The following is a 16,482-nucleotide window of genomic DNA, read 5'->3' as shown; positions in this document are numbered from 1 at the left end:
TTGGCAAACCAAGGGGGGTTTTTAGCATGGAAAGAGGGGTGTTTTAGTACGTGTATTCGACCCTTACGGAGGCAGTGATGTTCAATTCCCCAGGCTGGATTGGGGTGGCAGCCATTTTTGCAAAGGAACTCGACTGGTAAAGCATGGGAGCTGCCGTTTCGGATACCTCTTCAACCTGATTGGGGATGGGATTCAATGGGATTCCTATCGTTTGGGCCATGGAGAGCGCTTTTTCGTAAGCATTATTTAATGCGAGCGAAAGTGCTTGGTTATAGTAAGCTTCTGGATTTGATAAGGAAAAGCGAATGCTCGTGACCGTATTGGCGCCGCTTTTGACAGCTGTGTCAAGTAAACTTCCGATTTTTTCGATGTCGGTCGTTTGGACCTGGATGATATGCTGGACTTTATAATTCTTGAACAATTCCTTTCCATCGATATAATCATATTGCGGATCGATTCTGTATTCACTCGTTTTCATATGTTCTTCGGGAATGCCCGCGGATTTAAGGGAGGCGATGACATTCGCGATCGCTTGGGAATTGGCCTGCTGTGCCTGCTGCGGGTCCTCATTCTCCGTCATGACCCCAAGGGTGATGGTGGCTTGATCGGGAGCTGCTTGCAGCGTTTCCGAGCCGGAAACCTTCAATGTATGTTCATCATTGCGGGCAAAAGATTGTTGATTCATTATGACACCAGCCTTTTTAAAGAGATACATAACCCTATTGTACGAAGTATGGGCGGGAAACATGATTGAAATATCGCTGTCATTCCCGTTTGCTTGAAAAATCAAAAAAACACTCGGCCTGGACCGAGTGCGGTTTACTTATGGATGACTTGGACCCTACCAACCTGGCCATCGGTCAATCTTACTTTTATTCCATGTGGGTGACTGCTGGAGTTGGTCAAAATATCCTTTACCGTTCCGTTTGTCAGTTTACCGCTGCGTTGATCAGCTTTCAGTACAATATCTACAGACGTACCTGGTGTAATATCTTTCCGGTTTTTACCGTTCATGCTCGATCCCATCCTTTTTGAGGTATTTGCAACGATTCGTTCATGCAGTAACTTCAGTATAAGGAAAACAGCGGGCCTAGTCGACCATTAGGTGAGGACCATTATTGTATTTTCTTCAAAGGCTCGACAGCTGGGCCATTCAGCACCTCTCCTGTGATGGAGAACCGAGAGGCATGGCAAGGGCAGTCCCATGTACGGTCACCGCTATTCCAGACAACCTCGCAGCCCATATGGGTACACGTGGAGTCGACGATATGAAGCTGGCCGTCATGATCGCGGTAACAGCCCGCCTTGTCTCCGTCGACTTTCACGATCGCTCCTTCATCGATGCCTACATCCTCTGGAGTTTTTTGGATGACGGCCAATTTCCCCTTAATCATATGCTTCGCGACATCGGCATTGTCTTCGACCATATTCATCAAACCCTTTAAGCGGGAAGGGTTATACAAATCGGCATACCGATTGTCCTTTTGCAAAATATGGTCGGTCATGATCTTTGCAGCGATCGATCCATTGGTCATGCCCCATTTAGCATAACCGGTAGCAATCAGGACGTTTGGATGATTGGGGGTCACCGGACCGACGAAGGGAATCTTATCCGGTGTCACGATATCCTGTGCCGACCAGCGATAAGGAATATCCGTAACATCGAAATAGTTCGAGCTGAAGTCTTTCAAAGCTTCATAATGCTCGATCGTCGAGACTCCCTGCCCCGTTTTATGGCCATCGCCGCCGACAAGGATCAGCTTCTCGCCAGCTTCACCTTCCGTGTAGCGGAGGGAGCGTGAAGGGCTGTCGGCACAATAATACATGCCGCCGGGATACTCCTTCTCGGTCCTGATTGCCAGTACATACGACCTTTTTACATGCACACGGGCGAAATATAGGCCCGTTTCATCATTGAAAGGGAAGTGGGAAGCCACGATTACTTGCTTGCTTTTGATGCTATGTCCCGTATCAGTCAAGACGGTCGGTGGATCGCCGTCTTCAATTTTCATTGCCGTTGTATATTCGTGGATTGTGCCGCCAGCCTCCTGGATTGTGGAAATCAGCGCCGTTAAATATTTCAACGGGTGAAACTGGGCTTGATCCTTCATGATCACGGCAGCTTTACAAGGGATGGAGAACGGGATTTCATCGGTGTAGTCACCCCTGATGCCAAGCTTTTGATAGGCTTTCAGTTCTTTTTGGATTTTGTTTTTATATTCATCCGTATTCGCGTAAACATAGGCATCCTGTGCGGTCAGGTCACAGTCGATGGAATGTTCGGCGACCAGGTCTTTGATTAGCTGCATTCCTTCAGCATTCGCTTCATAATAAAGCTTGGCCTTCTCTGCTCCATGGTCCGTGATCAATTGATCGTAAATGAGGCCATGCTGGGCCGTGATTTTCGCTGTCGTGTGTCCTGTCGTTCCATTCAGGATTTTGCCTGCATCAATGAGTGTGACCTTTACCCCCTGTTTCGCTAGAAGGTAAGCAGAAGTGATTCCGGTAATTCCGCCGCCCACGATTAAGATATCGGTGGTGATATCCGAATCCAACTTAGCAAATGAGGGAAAATCCAATGCATTACGCCAAAAAGGTTCCGGGAATTGAGGAAGATCTGTATTTTTCTCAGTCATGTAATTACCTCCATTACTCTCCAATAGTGAATTGTCCATTTATTACCATACCCAAAATCACTTTTTATACGCTTGTTTTTTGAAGGAGGGGGGAGATGCGGAATACATTATTTGGGTGTTTACAAAAACGTATACAAGTAAACAAAGATAGATGTATTGTACACAAATATGTAAACATGTTTACAAACATGTACACATGGCTATATATAAGGTGTGTACATATTTGTTCCTATTGTAAACAATTTGAAAACATTTCGACAAATATAGCTACAACTTATGAAGGATTGACTATCGTGGCAATTTTTTCTATCCTTGAGAAGGATGCTTCACTTAAATTTTTTTCTATGAAAAAGGGGATGTTTTTAGATGAGTTCTAGAATCGCAGCAGTAGACGTAGGTAATGATGCTATCAAAGCTATTTTTGGAAAGCTAGAGTCAGAGCTATATATACCAAACGTCATTGCAAAGGACATAGAAGATCGCCCGGTCATCGGGATTGAAGAACTTGATGAAAAAAACCCGTTGGAAGGGATTCATATCAGAGTTCATTCACCAGCCCTGCAAGATAATAATGCCATCTATCGCGTCGGGAATCTGGCAACAAAGAGTGATAACCCTACCGAATTGGATATGGGAAGCAGTAAATCGGAAGAAGATCAAACATTGGTCATGCTTTTTGCAGCCCTGGCTTTGGACGCTGCCAAACAAGGGAACAATGATACATTCAAAAAAGTGAATAATGTTGTGGAAGCCAATTATACACTTGGAACCGGCTTGCCCCTTCGTGAGGTTAAAGAAGGAAAAGACGTCGGGTACCGCTCGAAGTTACTAGGTTCGGTCCATCAGGTGGAATTCCTGATTACCCCTAAATACCAAGGGTTGAAGGTCAATATCAAATTCGATGAAGTGAAGGTCTATCCAGAGGGCTTTGCTGCTTATATCAATTTGGTCATGGACAATGACTTGAATATCATCAACCGTGAATTAATAGATAGAAGGATACTGATTCAGGATATCGGCGGACTTTCGACGGATATCGCGGTCATTAAAAACCGTAAAGTAGACGACGATAAGGCGCAAGGTTTCAACTTGGGAGTGGCTGAAGCGCTTGAGTCGATCCGTGAGGAAATCAGGAAAAAACATGGTGTCGAGCTGGACAGCAGGCGCGATGTCGTTGAAATCATCACGAAGAAAAATGATCGCAATCATATCATGGTCCGCGGAAGCCGGACAAGCGTGCATGATATCGTCGACCGTATTTTAGGTGAGCTTGCCAAGAAACAATATCGCCACCTGCGCAACGTCTGGCAAAAAAATTCCCAAACGGAAATTTGCTACTTTGTTGGCGGGGGATCGATTGTCCTGAAAGATTACTTGAAAACATTGAACCAAAATTTCGATGGCTACAATATCGACTTTTTCGAAGACGAGCGGGAAAGCGTTTGGATGATGGCAAACGCCTATTATAAATTGATTTCGGACTTCAATCGCCGGAATGCAAAAAAGGAACAAAATCAAGCCCATCCAAAGAGGAAAGAGCAAAGAACAGGCTCCATTAAATAGGTGGGAGAATGAAAAAAACAGCTTCTTCTGAAATTAAGAGAGGACAAGCCATCACTTTTCGTATCCCTTCGGATGTATCAGATTATACGTTAAGGCTGCTACAGAAATTGAAGGAAACGGAAAGAAGGAATTTTTCCAGTAAAATTGCCGAGTATGTTCTCGATGGAGTCGGGCAAGCCACCCATCAGGATCGGGAAATGATCGCCCTGCCGATGCCGAATAAGCTAAGCAAATCGCAGCGTGATTGGCTCAAGCATTCCCACTCGGAAGCTATGCTCGGAACGATCATGTATCACCTTTTATCCGATCCTTTACGCGCTACGGCGTTGCTTGCGTCTTTAAACGGCAATGTATTGAATGAGGAACCATATTTACAGGCCGAACCGGAGGAAGACGATCCGATCATGGAAGTCCAGGAAAACTTGCCCAAGAAGGAACTGGATGACTTTGACTGGGGCTTGAATGAATTGGAACGGCAAGAGGAAGAACCGGAGACGGAAGAGGAGAACCTCGACGATCTTCTTGGAGATTTTCTCGATCAAATGAATCAATGAATGAAAGAGAAGGATATCCGACGGCAAGTTGGATATCCTTTTTTGTTTTAAGCTCTGTTAAAGTTAGTTATTGAACCTAAAAAATAAAAGTCTCTGGTTAAGAGCACTTTTATTTTCTACTGTTAAAAAACTGATTAACTGATTCCTCAGACTTCAGGTGTTCCTGTATCCGTTTCTTTAAGTCCTGTTCATTTTCAAATCCATCCAACTTATTGTTGTACCACTCTTGTAATTTCTCTTTTGTTACAGAGAATTCATTGTCTGGAAATTTGAATGTAATCCAATCTACATTTTTGATCAAAGCAAAAAGAAATGTAGAGTTTGATATTACAGTTTCTTTCATTTCTTTATCTACTTTTTCCGCATCAATATCAATGTATTCCAAAGTAATTCCATATGGTTCTTTCTTGGTTTCCAGTGAAATTTGATTCAACTCTTTGTTGTGTGCCAATTCTTTTACGATATTCCCAACTGCACTGTTATCACCAACATATGAATTCTTATATTGAAACAAATCAGTTTTTGAATCAGCATTTAGACTGCATCCACTCAATAATATCATTGGGGATAACAATGATATAAAAAAAATGGTAATCCGCTTCACTAGATCCTCTCCTTTCATCTAATATTATCTAAAAATTCCATATGAATAAAATTAAGGAGAATTTAGAGAGACGTAAGCTATCATAAGTATCCGTCATTTCAAATACAAATGATGTTAGTAGAAATTCCTTGATATGCTGTTTAGTGCTTTCGTTACATTTTCGGGTACGGTACAAAACGGTGTTAGTTGTATCAATGAAGGTTTTTCCACAACATTTACAGCGATACCGTTGCCGACCATTATATTTTCCAAATCGAACAATGTGGACACTCAAATCCATCCTTGAAGCGAGTTTCTCTCCTTTCATTAATTAAACTACCACCAGCAGAGGAAGAAGGTTTAACATAGCGTTTAACCCATTGGTAAACGTGTTCTTTTTATGTATGTGGTAATGTGTCGATATACCTTAATAAGTTGCTAAACGATTTGCTCACCTTGATATCACTCGAACTCCTGTTCTTATTCTAATTATAGCAGGATTTCGGACAAGCATAAGATATCATCATTTACCTTTAACAGAGCCTTGTTTTAAAAAAAAGGGACCCACGGGGCCCCTCTGGAAACGATCAAGCTAGGAAAATCAGTTGATATAGAAACAGGATGGCAAAGATGTACACGAAAGGATGCACTTCACGAAACTTCCCTCTGGCCAATTTCAAAATCGGGTAGGCGATGAATCCAAGCGCTATCCCGTTTGCGATGCTCGACGTTAACGGCATGGCGACAATCACCAAAAAGGCTGGGAAGGATTCGTCAAAGTGTGTCCAATCAATTTCGTTTATGCTTTTGATCATCATGCTTCCGACGATGATCAAGCTTGGTGCCGTGATGGCCGCTACATTTGAAACAGCCCCTATCAGTGGGCTGAAAAAAGCGGTTATCAAGAAAAGGATCGCCACTACAAGTGCGGTTAAACCTGTCTTGCCGCCGGCTCCCACCCCAGCGGAGGATTCGACGGATGCTGCCGTCGGGCTAGTACCGAACATGGCGCCGACGGTCGTGCCGACTGAATCCGCAAAAAAAGCACTGCCCGATTTCTCAAGCTTATTATCCTTGAGCAAACCAGCCTGACGCACGATTCCCAAAAGGGCTCCCGTCGTATCGAAAAGCATGACAAGCAGGATGGAGAAGACGACGCCGTAAAGTCCATAGTTGATGACATCCGCAATGGACGTGATGGGATTCGCGACGATGATTCCTTCTGGTAGCGAAGGGGTCGACACAAGACCATCGATTTTCAACTGACCTGTAAAGAAAGCGATGATGGCCGTCAGGATCATGCCGATGAATATCGCTCCCTGTACATTACGAACGATCAGCACGATCGTGATGACCAAACCAATCAGTGTGAGCGCTACACTCGGCTCCCTGAAGCTTCCAAGCGTTACAAGGTTCGATTCATGCTGTGTTACGACACCTGACAGACGAAGCCCGATGAACGTGATGAAAAGGCCGATCCCGGCACTGATTGCATGCTTTAAATTGTTGGGGATGGCTTCGATCAACTTCGACCGGAATGAAGTGAGCGATAAAAGGATGAAGATGATCCCGGTAACAAAAACTGCCGAAAAGGCGACAGTGTATGAGATATCATGGGTCCCGAGAACCGAATAGGCAAAATAGGCGTTCAATCCCATTGCCGGCGCTATGACGATCGGGTAATTGGCTAAAAGGGCCATGCATAGGGTCCCGACTATTATGGCAATGACGGTTGCCGTGAAAGCCTGGTCGAAAGGAACACCGGCATCGGAAAGGATCATTGGGTTTACAACGATGATATAAGCCAGCGTTAAAAAGGTTGTAAGCCCCGCAAGCACTTCCGTCTTGATATTTGAATTCCGTTCTTTTAATTTAAACATGCGGTCACTCCCTTTTTTATATACAAAAAATCCTTGCAAAGCACTACAAGGAGGAGATGCTTACCATTTTCTCAAGTAAGTAGCTCGATTTATGATTCGGTAATAAAATCTTATAAATTATATTAGAAAAATAACTAAAGTACAATAGCATGAAAAATTTTATGTGACGGGTTTTCTCGAAATTAGATAATGATATACTTACAAATAGCTCAGAATAAGAAAAATGATCAGAAGCGAAGGAAGATACATCCACAATTTCAAGTTGATTTACCATTGAATAAAATGAAGAAATTCAGAAAGTAGGCAATAACATGAAAAATTTCATCGACCTTGGCGTCAGCCCGGCGATTAATACGATATTAAAGCAAATAGGAATAGCCACTCCAACTCCGATCCAGGAAAAAGCGATACCTGATATCCTGGCTGGAAGGGATGTCATCGGGAAGGCGCAGACAGGGACGGGGAAAACCCTGGCATTCTTGCTGCCAATCCTGGAAAAAGTCGATCCCGCGGCCTCCCACATCCAATCGCTGATCGTCACGCCGACAAGGGAGTTGGCTTTGCAAATCACTGCGGAATTGAAAAAATTCGCCAATGAAATCGAGGAGCTTCAAGTGCTTGCCGTTTATGGCGGACAAGATGTCGAGCAGCAAATGAAGAAGCTGACAAGGAATATATCGGTGGTCGTCGCCACACCTGGCAGGCTATTGGACCATTTACGAAGGGGAACCATCGACCTTTCCGAAACGCGGACGCTCGTGCTCGATGAAGCTGATCAAATGCTCCATATTGGCTTCTTACCTGAGGTGGAGGAGATCATGGGGCAGCTTCCCGAGCAACGCCAAACTCTGCTGTTTTCGGCCACGATGCCTGAACAAGTGCATCAGCTGGCTAAACGGTACATGGAAAGACCGTTGACGGCCGCTGTAAAGGCAGAGCAGGTGACGGTCGAGCAAATCAGGCAGCTTGTCATCGAGACGACCGACCGTGCCAAGCAGTCATCATTGATGAACATGCTTAAGGAAGAACAGCCATATCTGGCCATTATATTTTGCCGCACGAAACGCCGTGTTTCCGTATTGAATGATGCCCTAAAGGCCGCTGGCTTCAATTCCGAAGAACTGCACGGCGACCTCTCACAGGCCAAGCGTGAACGTGTCATGAAAAACTTCAGGGATGCAAAGCTGCAATACTTGGTTGCCACCGACGTTGCGGCACGGGGGCTCGATGTAGAAGGCGTGACGCATGTATTTAATTATGATGTCCCAGAAGATGCGGAAAGTTACATCCATCGAATTGGCCGTACAGGCCGGGCGGGCGAGAATGGCCTTGCTGTAACCTTCATCGCGACGAAGGATCTTCAGCTTTTAAGTGAAGTGGAAAAAGGGATTTCCATGAAAATCGAAAGAAGGACGATTGAAGGCGTGAAAATGTTCCAGCCTGATGAAGTGGCACATAAAAAGAAGCGTTATGAAGATTCCGCTGAAGACGGTGCCCGCCGGCCGCGTACTGGCGGGGGAAGACGCCATCGGGAGCGAATAGATACAAGAGGGCCGAACAGGGGCAGCCACCGTTCCGTGAACCAGGCGGACAATCGGGAATTGGACAAGGAGAAACCACGCGGTGGCCGGCCTGAGCGTGAGGATTCACGGGGGAGGCGCCCTGAAAAAGGTAAGGCACAAACTCGCGAAAATCCACGAGACAGCCGCCAAGAAGGACGCGGTTCCAAAGGGGCGCGTGCACAAGGACCAAGCAGCCGAAGGGGCGGTTCCGGCAGCAGCTCCAACAGAGGGAGAAACCGGTAAAAGGAGGAGACGGAGTGGAAAAGCCTTGGGTGGCAGAATATCCAGTTTCGCTGGAGCTGGCAGGGAAATTGATCATGCAGCAGTTTCCGGAAATTGAATGGAAAGAAATCAAGCAGCTAGGGGAAGGGTTCGATAACACCGTCATGCAAATCAATGGTGAATTTGTATTCCGTTTCCCGCGCCGTCCGCTTGCCGTTACGTTGATTCAGGTGGAGAATCACCTTTTGCCTTCCATTGCCGGAACTTTACCGCTCACTATCCCTGAACCGATCTTTTTTGGGGAGCCTAGTGCCATCTATCCGTATCCCTTTACCGGCTATAAGATGGTAAAGGGACATCTGCCTGCAGAAGGATCTGTTGCAAATGAGGTTGAATCGGCAAAAAGATTGGCCGGTTTCCTGAAGATCCTCCACAGCTTTCCGCTCGGTAAGGCCAGGCAGTCAGGTGTGGAGCCTGATGGGTTGAGAAGGCTCGATGCAGCCTTTCGCCGAGAATCGCTGTTTGCGCATGTCGCAACGCTGGAAAAGCTGGGATATATGGAACGGGCTCGTTCGGTTACATGCTTTGTTGAAAGGCTGGGCGACATGGACGTGCCGCGGCCCTCAACACTCGTTCATGGAGATATTCACGTCAGGAATGTCTTACTGGATGACGACGGCATTCTGGCTGGCATTCTTGATTGGGGAGATGTCCATATCGGAAGTCCAGCCATAGATATCGCCTTTTTATACAGTTATTTCCCAAGGAATGCGCGCCAAGCATTCTTTGAAGTTTATGGGAACATCGATAAGGAAACGGAGCGGTTAGCCCGCTTCAGAGCCGTCTATATGCTCGTTACATTGCTCGTCTATGGCATTGATCGCGAGGATGAAAAGCTGGTCGCGATCACGGAAAAAGGATTGGCATTGGCGATAGAAGAATAACAGGTAAGTGCTTTTGATGATTAGGAGGTTACTATGAAGGCAAGCTATTATCATACAATCACATTAATGGGGGAAATGCTGGACGAGGCCGATATTCCTTATCAATTTACAGGCCGTTCAGCCCTATTTGTCCAAGGAGTGGATGTCGATGTCGAGGGCATCGACCTGGACGTGCAATGGGACGTGTTCCAAGAGGCCTTGTCCCATTTCGGCGCATACTCCCCGACAAGTCCTGAAAGAAATCCTGAGCGTGCCTCCTTTACAATGGAAGTTGAGGGTGTTTCCGTCAAAGTTGGCTGCAGGTATAACACGACCATAAAAACCGACCCCTACCGCTTATCGATATCGCTTGGGGGGGCAGCTGTCTGGTGCCGGTCGCTGTACAGTTATTTCTATGATGATGAAATGAAAAGATACAGTGCCGAGATCCATGCTTACCTATCTGCCGAGCAGCAGGGTTTCACAGCCGAAAATGAACAGGCATGGAATCAGAATAATTATTTGGCGCTGGTCAATCGGTATGGCGAGCCTGTCGAAATCGCTGCTAAAATCAAGCAAAATCCAAAATGGCGTTTGCATCCATTTTATAAATATATAGGCGAGGCCAAGGATAAAAAAATCACACATTTGATGGGATCGAACGGTGTTAAAGCGGTGGCCTTGGCGATATTGGGTGCCTCCGTGAAGGTCGTCGACTTTTCCAGGGAAAACGCGGCCTTTGCTATGGAGCTCGCAAGCGGCGCCGGTGTCACCATCGATTATATCGTTTCCGACGTCCTTTCCTTGCCGGAAGAGCATGCATCAGGGAATCAGGATGTGGTATTGATGGAGCTGGGCGTGCTGCACTATTTGATTGATCTGCAGCCATTATTTACAAAAATCAAAGAGATGCTGAAACCGGGAGGCCAATTCATCCTCCATGAATTTCATCCGATTTCAACCAAACTGATTACCTCCAATGGTAAGAAACATAAGGTTGCAGGCAACTATTTCGCCCCGGAAATCGAAAACAACGAAGTCGCTTTTTCCAAGCATATGCCGGATGAAGAAAAAGGGGGCCTTTCAAAGGTTGTCCAGCGTAAATGGACAATCGGCGAGCTTATCACGGCAATAGGTCAATCAGGTCTTGTCATTAAAGTGCTCGAGGAAGAACCGAATCATAAAATTCACGATATCGGCATTCCAAAGACCTATACATTGGTGGCTGAACGGGTATAAGGGTACAGTCACAATTAAAGACATAAAATGTTAAACAATCAGGAGGAACCTTTTATGAGCAAAGTGTATATCATTCATGAAAACGAGGAATGGACGGCCCATTTAACCAAAAGAATGAATGAGTTGGAGCTTCCCTATGAAGAATGGCATCTTGATCAAGGTGTGGTCGATTTAACGGAGGAGCCGCCAGAGGGCGTTTTTTATAGCCGTATGAGTGCAAGCTCACATACTCGCGGGCATCGATTTGCGCCTGAAATGACGGAAGCCGTGCTAGCGTGGCTTGAACAGCATGATCGTACGGTCTTCAATGGGTCACGGGCGCTGCGGTTGGAGGTCAGCAAAGTCAATCAATATACGGCACTGACAAAGGCCGGAATTAAGACACCGAAAACGATTGCAGCTGTAGGCAAGGAAAATATCATCAAGGCAGCAGAGAAATTAAATGTCGCTTCGTTCATCACGAAACATAACCGTGCAGGTAAAGGACTCGGTGTTCAATTATTTCAATCAGTAGAAGCGTTGAAACAATATGTGGATGGTCCGGAATTCGATGAGCCAGTTGATGGGATTACATTAATTCAGGAATACATAAAAGCGCCGGAGCCATTCATCACTCGTTGTGAATTCGTGGGTGGCAAGTTCATCTATGCGGTAGAGGTCGATACATCCGAAGGTTTCGAGCTTTGTCCGGCAGATGCATGCCAAATCGGTGACTTATTCTGCCCGATCGGTGAAGAGGTGGAAGAAAAACCAAAATTTCAAATTGTGAAAGGCTTTCATGATCCGATCATTGAAAAATATGAAGCATTTTTAAAAGAGAATGGAATTTCGATCGCAGGAATCGAATTCATTCGTAACGGCGCTGGCGAAATCTACACGTATGACATCAATACCAATACGAATTATAACAAGGACGCCGAGGAAGCAGCGGGCCAATACGGCATGCTTGAATTGGCGAAGTTCCTGGGATCTGAATTGGCGAAAGAAAAACTTGTGCAAATGAAATGAATAAAACGGTGATCCTGACTGGACGGGCAATTTTTTATTTGCCCTTCCAGTCTTTTTTAATATAAAAAGAAGGTGCCCGTCTCTATTGGGCACCTTCTTTATGGATTGAATCAATTATTGCTCGACCACTCTTCAACATCCCATACCTTCGTCACCCAATCTTCATAGAAATCAGGTTCATGGCATACGAGGAGAATCGTCCCTTTATACTCTTTCAATGCACGCTTCAGTTCTTCTTTGGCAACGACATCCAAATGGTTCGTCGGTTCATCGAACAATAGCCAGTTGCTTTCGGTAAGCATAAGCTTGCACAACCTTACTTTGGCTTGCTCGCCACCGCTTAGATGGCTCATTGGGCGTGTAATATGCTCGTTTTTCAAACCGACACGGGCAAGGATTGCACGAACCTGCGGTTGGTCAAGATGCGGGAAGGCATTCCAGACCTCATCGATAGGTGTCGTATTTCCTGCCTTCACTTCCTGCTCGAAATATGAAGAAAAGAGGAAGTCGCCAAGTGATCTTTTTCCGCCAAGAGGATCGATTTTACCTAAAATCGTTTTTAACAGCGTCGATTTCCCGACTCCGTTACAGCCGACCACGGCGATTTTCTCTCCCCGTTCGATGGTCATCGACAGCTTCGGAAGCAATGGACGGTCATAACCGATTTCAAGGTCTTCCCCTTCAAATACATAACGGCTGCTTGCACGTGATTCCTTGAAATCGAAGGTCGGTTTCATGGCCGTTTCCGGACGGTCGATCCGCTCCATGCGATTCAATTGCTTTTGACGGCTTTTTGCCCGGCCTGTCGTTGAGTAGCGGGCTTTGTTTTTCGCAATGAAATCTTCCTGCTTTTTAATGAATTCACGCTGTTTTTCGTATGCGTTGATATGTTGGTTCTTATTCAATTCAGCAAGCTCAAGGAACTTTTCGTAAGTGGCCGTATAACGGGTCAGCTTCGAGAATTCCAGGTGGAAAATGACGTCAACGACACCGTTCATGAACTCGGTATCATGAGAAATCAAGAGAAAGGCATGCGGATATTCCTTTAAGTAGCTGCTCAGCCAGCGGATATGCTCGACATCCAAGTAGTTCGTCGGTTCATCAAGGAGCAGTACTTCAGGCTGTTCCAGAAGTAACTTGGCCAGTAAAACCTTGGTCCGTTGTCCGCCGCTCAGCGCCGAAACATCGCGATCCAGCCCGATTGCATCCAAGCCCAGTCCGCGTGCCGCTTCTTCAATTTTAATATCGAGATTGTAAAAGCCGCCCGCTTCAAGCTTGTCCTGAATTTCACCCATTTGCTCCAAAAGCTCTTCAAGCTCTTCGGGAGAGGCCGTACCCATTTTTTCCGTTACCTCATTAAGTGCCTTCTCCTGCTCGAATAGTGGTAAGTAGGCATCCCTTAGGACATCGCGAATCGATTTTCCTTTCTCAAGGATCGTATGTTGGTCAAGGTAGCCATATTCGACGCCGGGAGTCCATTCGACCCGGCCTTCATCATGGATAAGCTGCCCTGTGATGATATTCATCATCGTTGATTTTCCGACACCATTTGCCCCGACCAGCCCTACATGTTCTCCGGCCATCAGGCGGAAGGAAACATCCTTGAATAAGGTGCGATCGCCAAAGCTATGTGCTAATTTATCTATAGAAAGTAAGCTCATGTATGTTGAACCTCCCAGTTAATTTGAAAAAATCCCTACGTTTCATCATACTAAAAACTGCCCGGGATTGCTATCTAATCTATTCATTTACATATATGTGGGTGCAGTGAACTCCTTGGGTCGGAAGCCATAGCGCGAACCGAAACCGAGCCTTTTCATTTACATGTAAGAACGGATATTCATGATTTGAAAGATTCAAAACCATTCAAACAGAAGGACTTGCTTTCATTTATTGAATTTATACTAATGAGCAGATACTTATGGTATGCCCATGCTCCAAATTCCTCAACTCCAAACAGTGAAAAAGATTCGTGGTCAATTTCCTTTATAACTAACGGTGTGACAAAAAAATAGAAATGCCTATCTTAACTTCTAGACAGACACTTCTATTTTTATATATTTTAATCAAACTTCATCCCTTTTAATAAATCCGCAAATGGATTATTAATCGGTTCCGCTTCTTTTTCCTGCTCTTTTAAGTACTTTTGTACGGAACGTTTATCCACTTTTCCGCCAGTTTCTTTCTTCCGTCTTGCTTCAAAAGCAGACAGTTTTTCGCGATATCCGCATTTACATGTGAAGATTTGACCGTCGCCTTCACCACGCAATTCCATTTTCTTTTTACATTGCGGGCAGCGTGCATTCGTTACACGGGCGACGTTCTTTTTATGGCCGCATTCACGATCTTGGCAGACGAGCATTTTACCTTTTTTACTATTCACTTCAAGCATGGGCTTACCACAGTCTGGACAAGATTTCGTTGAGATATTGTCGTGTTTATATTTTTTGTCACTCGTTTTGATTGCACTGACAATCTCTTTTGTGTAATTTTTCATTTCATTGATGAACACGTCTTTTTTCAGTTTCCCTTTTGCGATTAGCTCGAGCTTTTGTTCCCATTCAGCTGTTGTCGCAGGAGATTTCAGCTTTTCTGGCACTAAATCCAAAAGCTGACGTCCCTTGGATGTGATATGGATTTCCTTGCCGCCGCGTTTTTCGAATAAGAACGAATTGAATAGCTTATCGATGATATCGGCACGAGTGGCGACTGTTCCAAGTCCGCCCGTTGATTTCAACGTGTCTGCAAGCTTCTTATCGTTTGTTTTCATGTATTTCGCAGGGTTTTCCATTGCTGATAGTAAAGTCGCCTCCGTAAAGCGTGCAGGGGGCTTTGTTTGGCCTGACGTTTGAGTGATTAATTTTGTCTTTAATACATCGTCTTTTTCCATACGAGGCAATAGCTGCTCTTTTACATCCTCTGTTGATTCTTCATCATCAAAGTGGTTTGCATAAACTTCTTTCCAGCCGGAATGAATCACGGATTTTCCTCTAGCGATAAACGTTTGATCGCCAATTTTCGTTTGCACCGTCAATTGCTCATATTCAAACGCAGGGAATAAAACTGCCAAGAAACGTTTCACGACAAGGTCGTAGATTTTGCGTTCTTTGTCAGTGAAGGCTGAAAGATTCACATAACCCTCGGTCGGAATAATGGCATGGTGATCACTGACTTTACTATCATCCACAAATGCTTTTGACGTCTTAATAGGCTTATTCAACACCTTATTTGCAAGAGGACGATATTCACCTATGGCACAGGCTTTTAAACGCTCCGGAAGCGTACCGACGATATCGGATGATATATATCGTGAATCCGTACGCGGATAAGTCAAGACCTTGTGATGCTCATACAATTTTTGCATGATGTTCAATGTTTCTTTAGCAGAATAGCCAAAGAGTTTATTCCCATCACGTTGTAACTCTGTTAAATCATATAGACCAGGTGCGAATGTTTTCTTTGCTTTGCGGTCAATGGAAACAACAGTCGCATCTTTACTTCCAAGCGATTTCACGATTGCATCGGTCTTTTCTTTATTAAAGCTGCGGCTATTTCCATTTTCATCTTGCCACGTTAACTTAAGTCCATCCGTTTGGGCTTCGATTCCATAATAGGTTTGCGGTTTGAAATTCGCAATTTCCTCTTCGCGTGCTGCAACCATTGCAACCGTCGGTGTCTGAACGCGTCCACAGTTTAATTGCGCATTGAATTTTGTCGTTAAGGCACGGGTTGCATTTAAACCGATATACCAATCCGCTTCCGAACGTGCTACTGCAGAAGTATATAAGTCTTCATACTCTTTACCAGGCTTTAAGTTATTGAATCCATCCTTAATTGCTTTATCCGTTACGGAAGAAATCCAGAGACGTTTGATGGGCTTATTCACTTTTGATTTCTCGATGATCCATCGTGCAACTAATTCTCCTTCTCTCCCCGCATCAGTCGCCACGATTATTTCATTCACATCATTGCGATTCAATTGTGTTTTAACCGCATTGAATTGCTTTCCGGTTTGTTTCATGACAACTAGCTTCATGCTTTCAGGAAGCATAGGCAGGTCTTCCAGCTTCCATGTTTTATATTTCATATCATATGCCTCTGGATCTGCTAGAGTAACCAGATGACCTAATGCCCACGTAACGATATACTTATCGCCTTCTAAAAATCCATTTCCTTTTTTATTACACTTCAATACATTCGCAATATCACGTGCAACTGAAGGCTTTTCAGCAATTACCACACTTTTTGACATTTGTTCAAACTCCCTTACTAACTATTTACCGTCTAATATAACATAATTTCAAGGCAGGAA

The 16,482-nt window shown here is 44.9% G+C and carries 13 protein-coding genes and 1 pseudogene; 6 read left to right on the top strand and 8 right to left on the bottom strand.

The annotated features are described in order from the left end of the window. Window positions 1-43 precede the first annotated feature (43 nt). From MHI53_RS24630 to MHI53_RS24620, 3 genes are all read right to left on the bottom strand, one after another. Window positions 44-685 carry an SIMPL domain-containing protein gene (locus MHI53_RS24630; RefSeq protein ID WP_340372517.1) on the bottom strand — a complete coding sequence of 214 codons (642 nt, stop codon included), beginning with the start codon at window positions 683-685 and terminating at the stop codon, window positions 44-46. 134 nt (window positions 686-819) lie between these two features. Further along, window positions 820-1,014: a YwbE family protein gene (locus tag MHI53_RS24625; RefSeq protein WP_061141372.1), complete on the bottom strand. Its 195-nt coding sequence runs from the start codon at window positions 1,012-1,014 to the stop codon at window positions 820-822. Window positions 1,015-1,115: 101 nt separating this feature from the next. Further along, window positions 1,116-2,636, bottom strand: coding sequence for an FAD-dependent oxidoreductase (locus MHI53_RS24620; protein WP_340372516.1), 1,521 nt, complete (start codon window positions 2,634-2,636; stop codon window positions 1,116-1,118). Between the two features lie 366 nt (window positions 2,637-3,002). Here MHI53_RS24620 and MHI53_RS24615 point away from each other — a divergent pair, with 366 nt between their 5' ends. After that, window positions 3,003-4,199 (top strand): ParM/StbA family protein, encoded by a 1,197-nt coding sequence (locus tag MHI53_RS24615; protein WP_061141370.1) that lies wholly within the window; start codon window positions 3,003-3,005, stop codon window positions 4,197-4,199. Window positions 4,200-4,207: 8 nt separating this feature from the next. After that, window positions 4,208-4,753 carry a hypothetical protein gene (locus MHI53_RS24610; RefSeq protein ID WP_061141369.1) on the top strand — a complete coding sequence of 182 codons (546 nt, stop codon included), beginning with the start codon at window positions 4,208-4,210 and terminating at the stop codon, window positions 4,751-4,753. A gap of 109 nt (window positions 4,754-4,862) precedes the next feature. On the opposite strand, the gene MHI53_RS24605 is transcribed toward MHI53_RS24610, so the two are convergent. From MHI53_RS24605 to MHI53_RS24595, 3 genes and pseudogenes are all read right to left on the bottom strand, one after another. After that, entirely contained in the window at window positions 4,863-5,357 is a 495-nt protein-coding gene (locus tag MHI53_RS24605) for a DUF4825 domain-containing protein (protein WP_340372515.1), read from the bottom strand. A gap of 148 nt (window positions 5,358-5,505) precedes the next feature. Beyond that, a pseudogene (locus tag MHI53_RS24600) lies at window positions 5,506-5,791 on the bottom strand (IS1595 family transposase); the annotation flags it as partial. Between the two features lie 132 nt (window positions 5,792-5,923). Next, window positions 5,924-7,216, bottom strand: coding sequence for an NCS2 family permease (locus MHI53_RS24595; RefSeq protein ID WP_061141368.1), 1,293 nt, complete (start codon window positions 7,214-7,216; stop codon window positions 5,924-5,926). Window positions 7,217-7,527: 311 nt separating this feature from the next. Here MHI53_RS24595 and MHI53_RS24590 point away from each other — a divergent pair, with 311 nt between their 5' ends. The 4 genes from MHI53_RS24590 to MHI53_RS24575 are packed head-to-tail and all read left to right on the top strand — an operon-like array spanning window position 7,528 to window position 12,170. Next, a complete protein-coding gene (locus tag MHI53_RS24590; RefSeq protein ID WP_340372514.1) occupies window positions 7,528-9,021 on the top strand; it encodes a DEAD/DEAH box helicase in 1,494 nt (497 codons plus the stop codon). Between the two features lie 14 nt (window positions 9,022-9,035). Then, the gene (locus MHI53_RS24585; protein ID WP_340372513.1) at window positions 9,036-9,944 is read left to right on the top strand and encodes a phosphotransferase; all 909 of its coding nucleotides are present in this window, start codon (window positions 9,036-9,038) and stop codon (window positions 9,942-9,944) included. A 33-nt stretch (window positions 9,945-9,977) separates the two neighbouring features. After that, window positions 9,978-11,162: a class I SAM-dependent methyltransferase gene (locus tag MHI53_RS24580; protein WP_340372512.1), complete on the top strand. Its 1,185-nt coding sequence runs from the start codon at window positions 9,978-9,980 to the stop codon at window positions 11,160-11,162. Window positions 11,163-11,216: 54 nt separating this feature from the next. Continuing rightward, window positions 11,217-12,170 (top strand): alpha-L-glutamate ligase, encoded by a 954-nt coding sequence (locus tag MHI53_RS24575; RefSeq protein ID WP_340372511.1) that lies wholly within the window; start codon window positions 11,217-11,219, stop codon window positions 12,168-12,170. 110 nt (window positions 12,171-12,280) lie between these two features. On the opposite strand, the gene MHI53_RS24570 is transcribed toward MHI53_RS24575, so the two are convergent. Next, window positions 12,281-13,831: an ABC-F family ATP-binding cassette domain-containing protein gene (locus tag MHI53_RS24570; RefSeq protein ID WP_100532195.1), complete on the bottom strand. Its 1,551-nt coding sequence runs from the start codon at window positions 13,829-13,831 to the stop codon at window positions 12,281-12,283. Between the two features lie 401 nt (window positions 13,832-14,232). Next, a complete protein-coding gene (locus tag MHI53_RS24565) occupies window positions 14,233-16,422 on the bottom strand; it encodes a DNA topoisomerase III (protein ID WP_340372510.1) in 2,190 nt (729 codons plus the stop codon). Between the last annotated feature and the right edge of the window lie 60 nt (window positions 16,423-16,482).

Source organism: Peribacillus sp. FSL E2-0218 (assembly GCF_037992945.1).
GTDB classification, from domain to species: domain Bacteria; phylum Bacillota; class Bacilli; order Bacillales; family DSM-1321; genus Peribacillus; species Peribacillus simplex_B.
The sequence above is the reverse complement of the archived record's forward strand: the minus strand, read 5'-3'. Positions and strand labels throughout refer to the sequence as shown.

What these genes read in the sequence shown, in the direction of transcription:
- MHI53_RS24620 (WP_340372516.1), bottom strand. Translation starts at nt 2,636, where the DNA reads ATGACTGAGAAAAATACAGATCTTCCTCAATTCCCGGAACCTTTTTGG.
- MHI53_RS24630 (WP_340372517.1), bottom strand. Translation starts at nt 685, where the DNA reads ATGAATCAACAATCTTTTGCCCGCAATGATGAACATACATTGAAGGTT.
- MHI53_RS24615 (WP_061141370.1), top strand. Translation starts at nt 3,003, where the DNA reads ATGAGTTCTAGAATCGCAGCAGTAGACGTAGGTAATGATGCTATCAAA.
- MHI53_RS24580 (WP_340372512.1), top strand. Translation starts at nt 9,978, where the DNA reads ATGAAGGCAAGCTATTATCATACAATCACATTAATGGGGGAAATGCTG.
- MHI53_RS24590 (WP_340372514.1), top strand. Translation starts at nt 7,528, where the DNA reads ATGAAAAATTTCATCGACCTTGGCGTCAGCCCGGCGATTAATACGATA.
- MHI53_RS24595 (WP_061141368.1), bottom strand. Translation starts at nt 7,216, where the DNA reads ATGTTTAAATTAAAAGAACGGAATTCAAATATCAAGACGGAAGTGCTT.
- MHI53_RS24575 (WP_340372511.1), top strand. Translation starts at nt 11,217, where the DNA reads ATGAGCAAAGTGTATATCATTCATGAAAACGAGGAATGGACGGCCCAT.
- MHI53_RS24570 (WP_100532195.1), bottom strand. Translation starts at nt 13,831, where the DNA reads ATGAGCTTACTTTCTATAGATAAATTAGCACATAGCTTTGGCGATCGC.
- MHI53_RS24565 (WP_340372510.1), bottom strand. Translation starts at nt 16,422, where the DNA reads ATGTCAAAAAGTGTGGTAATTGCTGAAAAGCCTTCAGTTGCACGTGAT.
- MHI53_RS24625 (WP_061141372.1), bottom strand. Translation starts at nt 1,014, where the DNA reads ATGAACGGTAAAAACCGGAAAGATATTACACCAGGTACGTCTGTAGAT.
- MHI53_RS24610 (WP_061141369.1), top strand. Translation starts at nt 4,208, where the DNA reads ATGAAAAAAACAGCTTCTTCTGAAATTAAGAGAGGACAAGCCATCACT.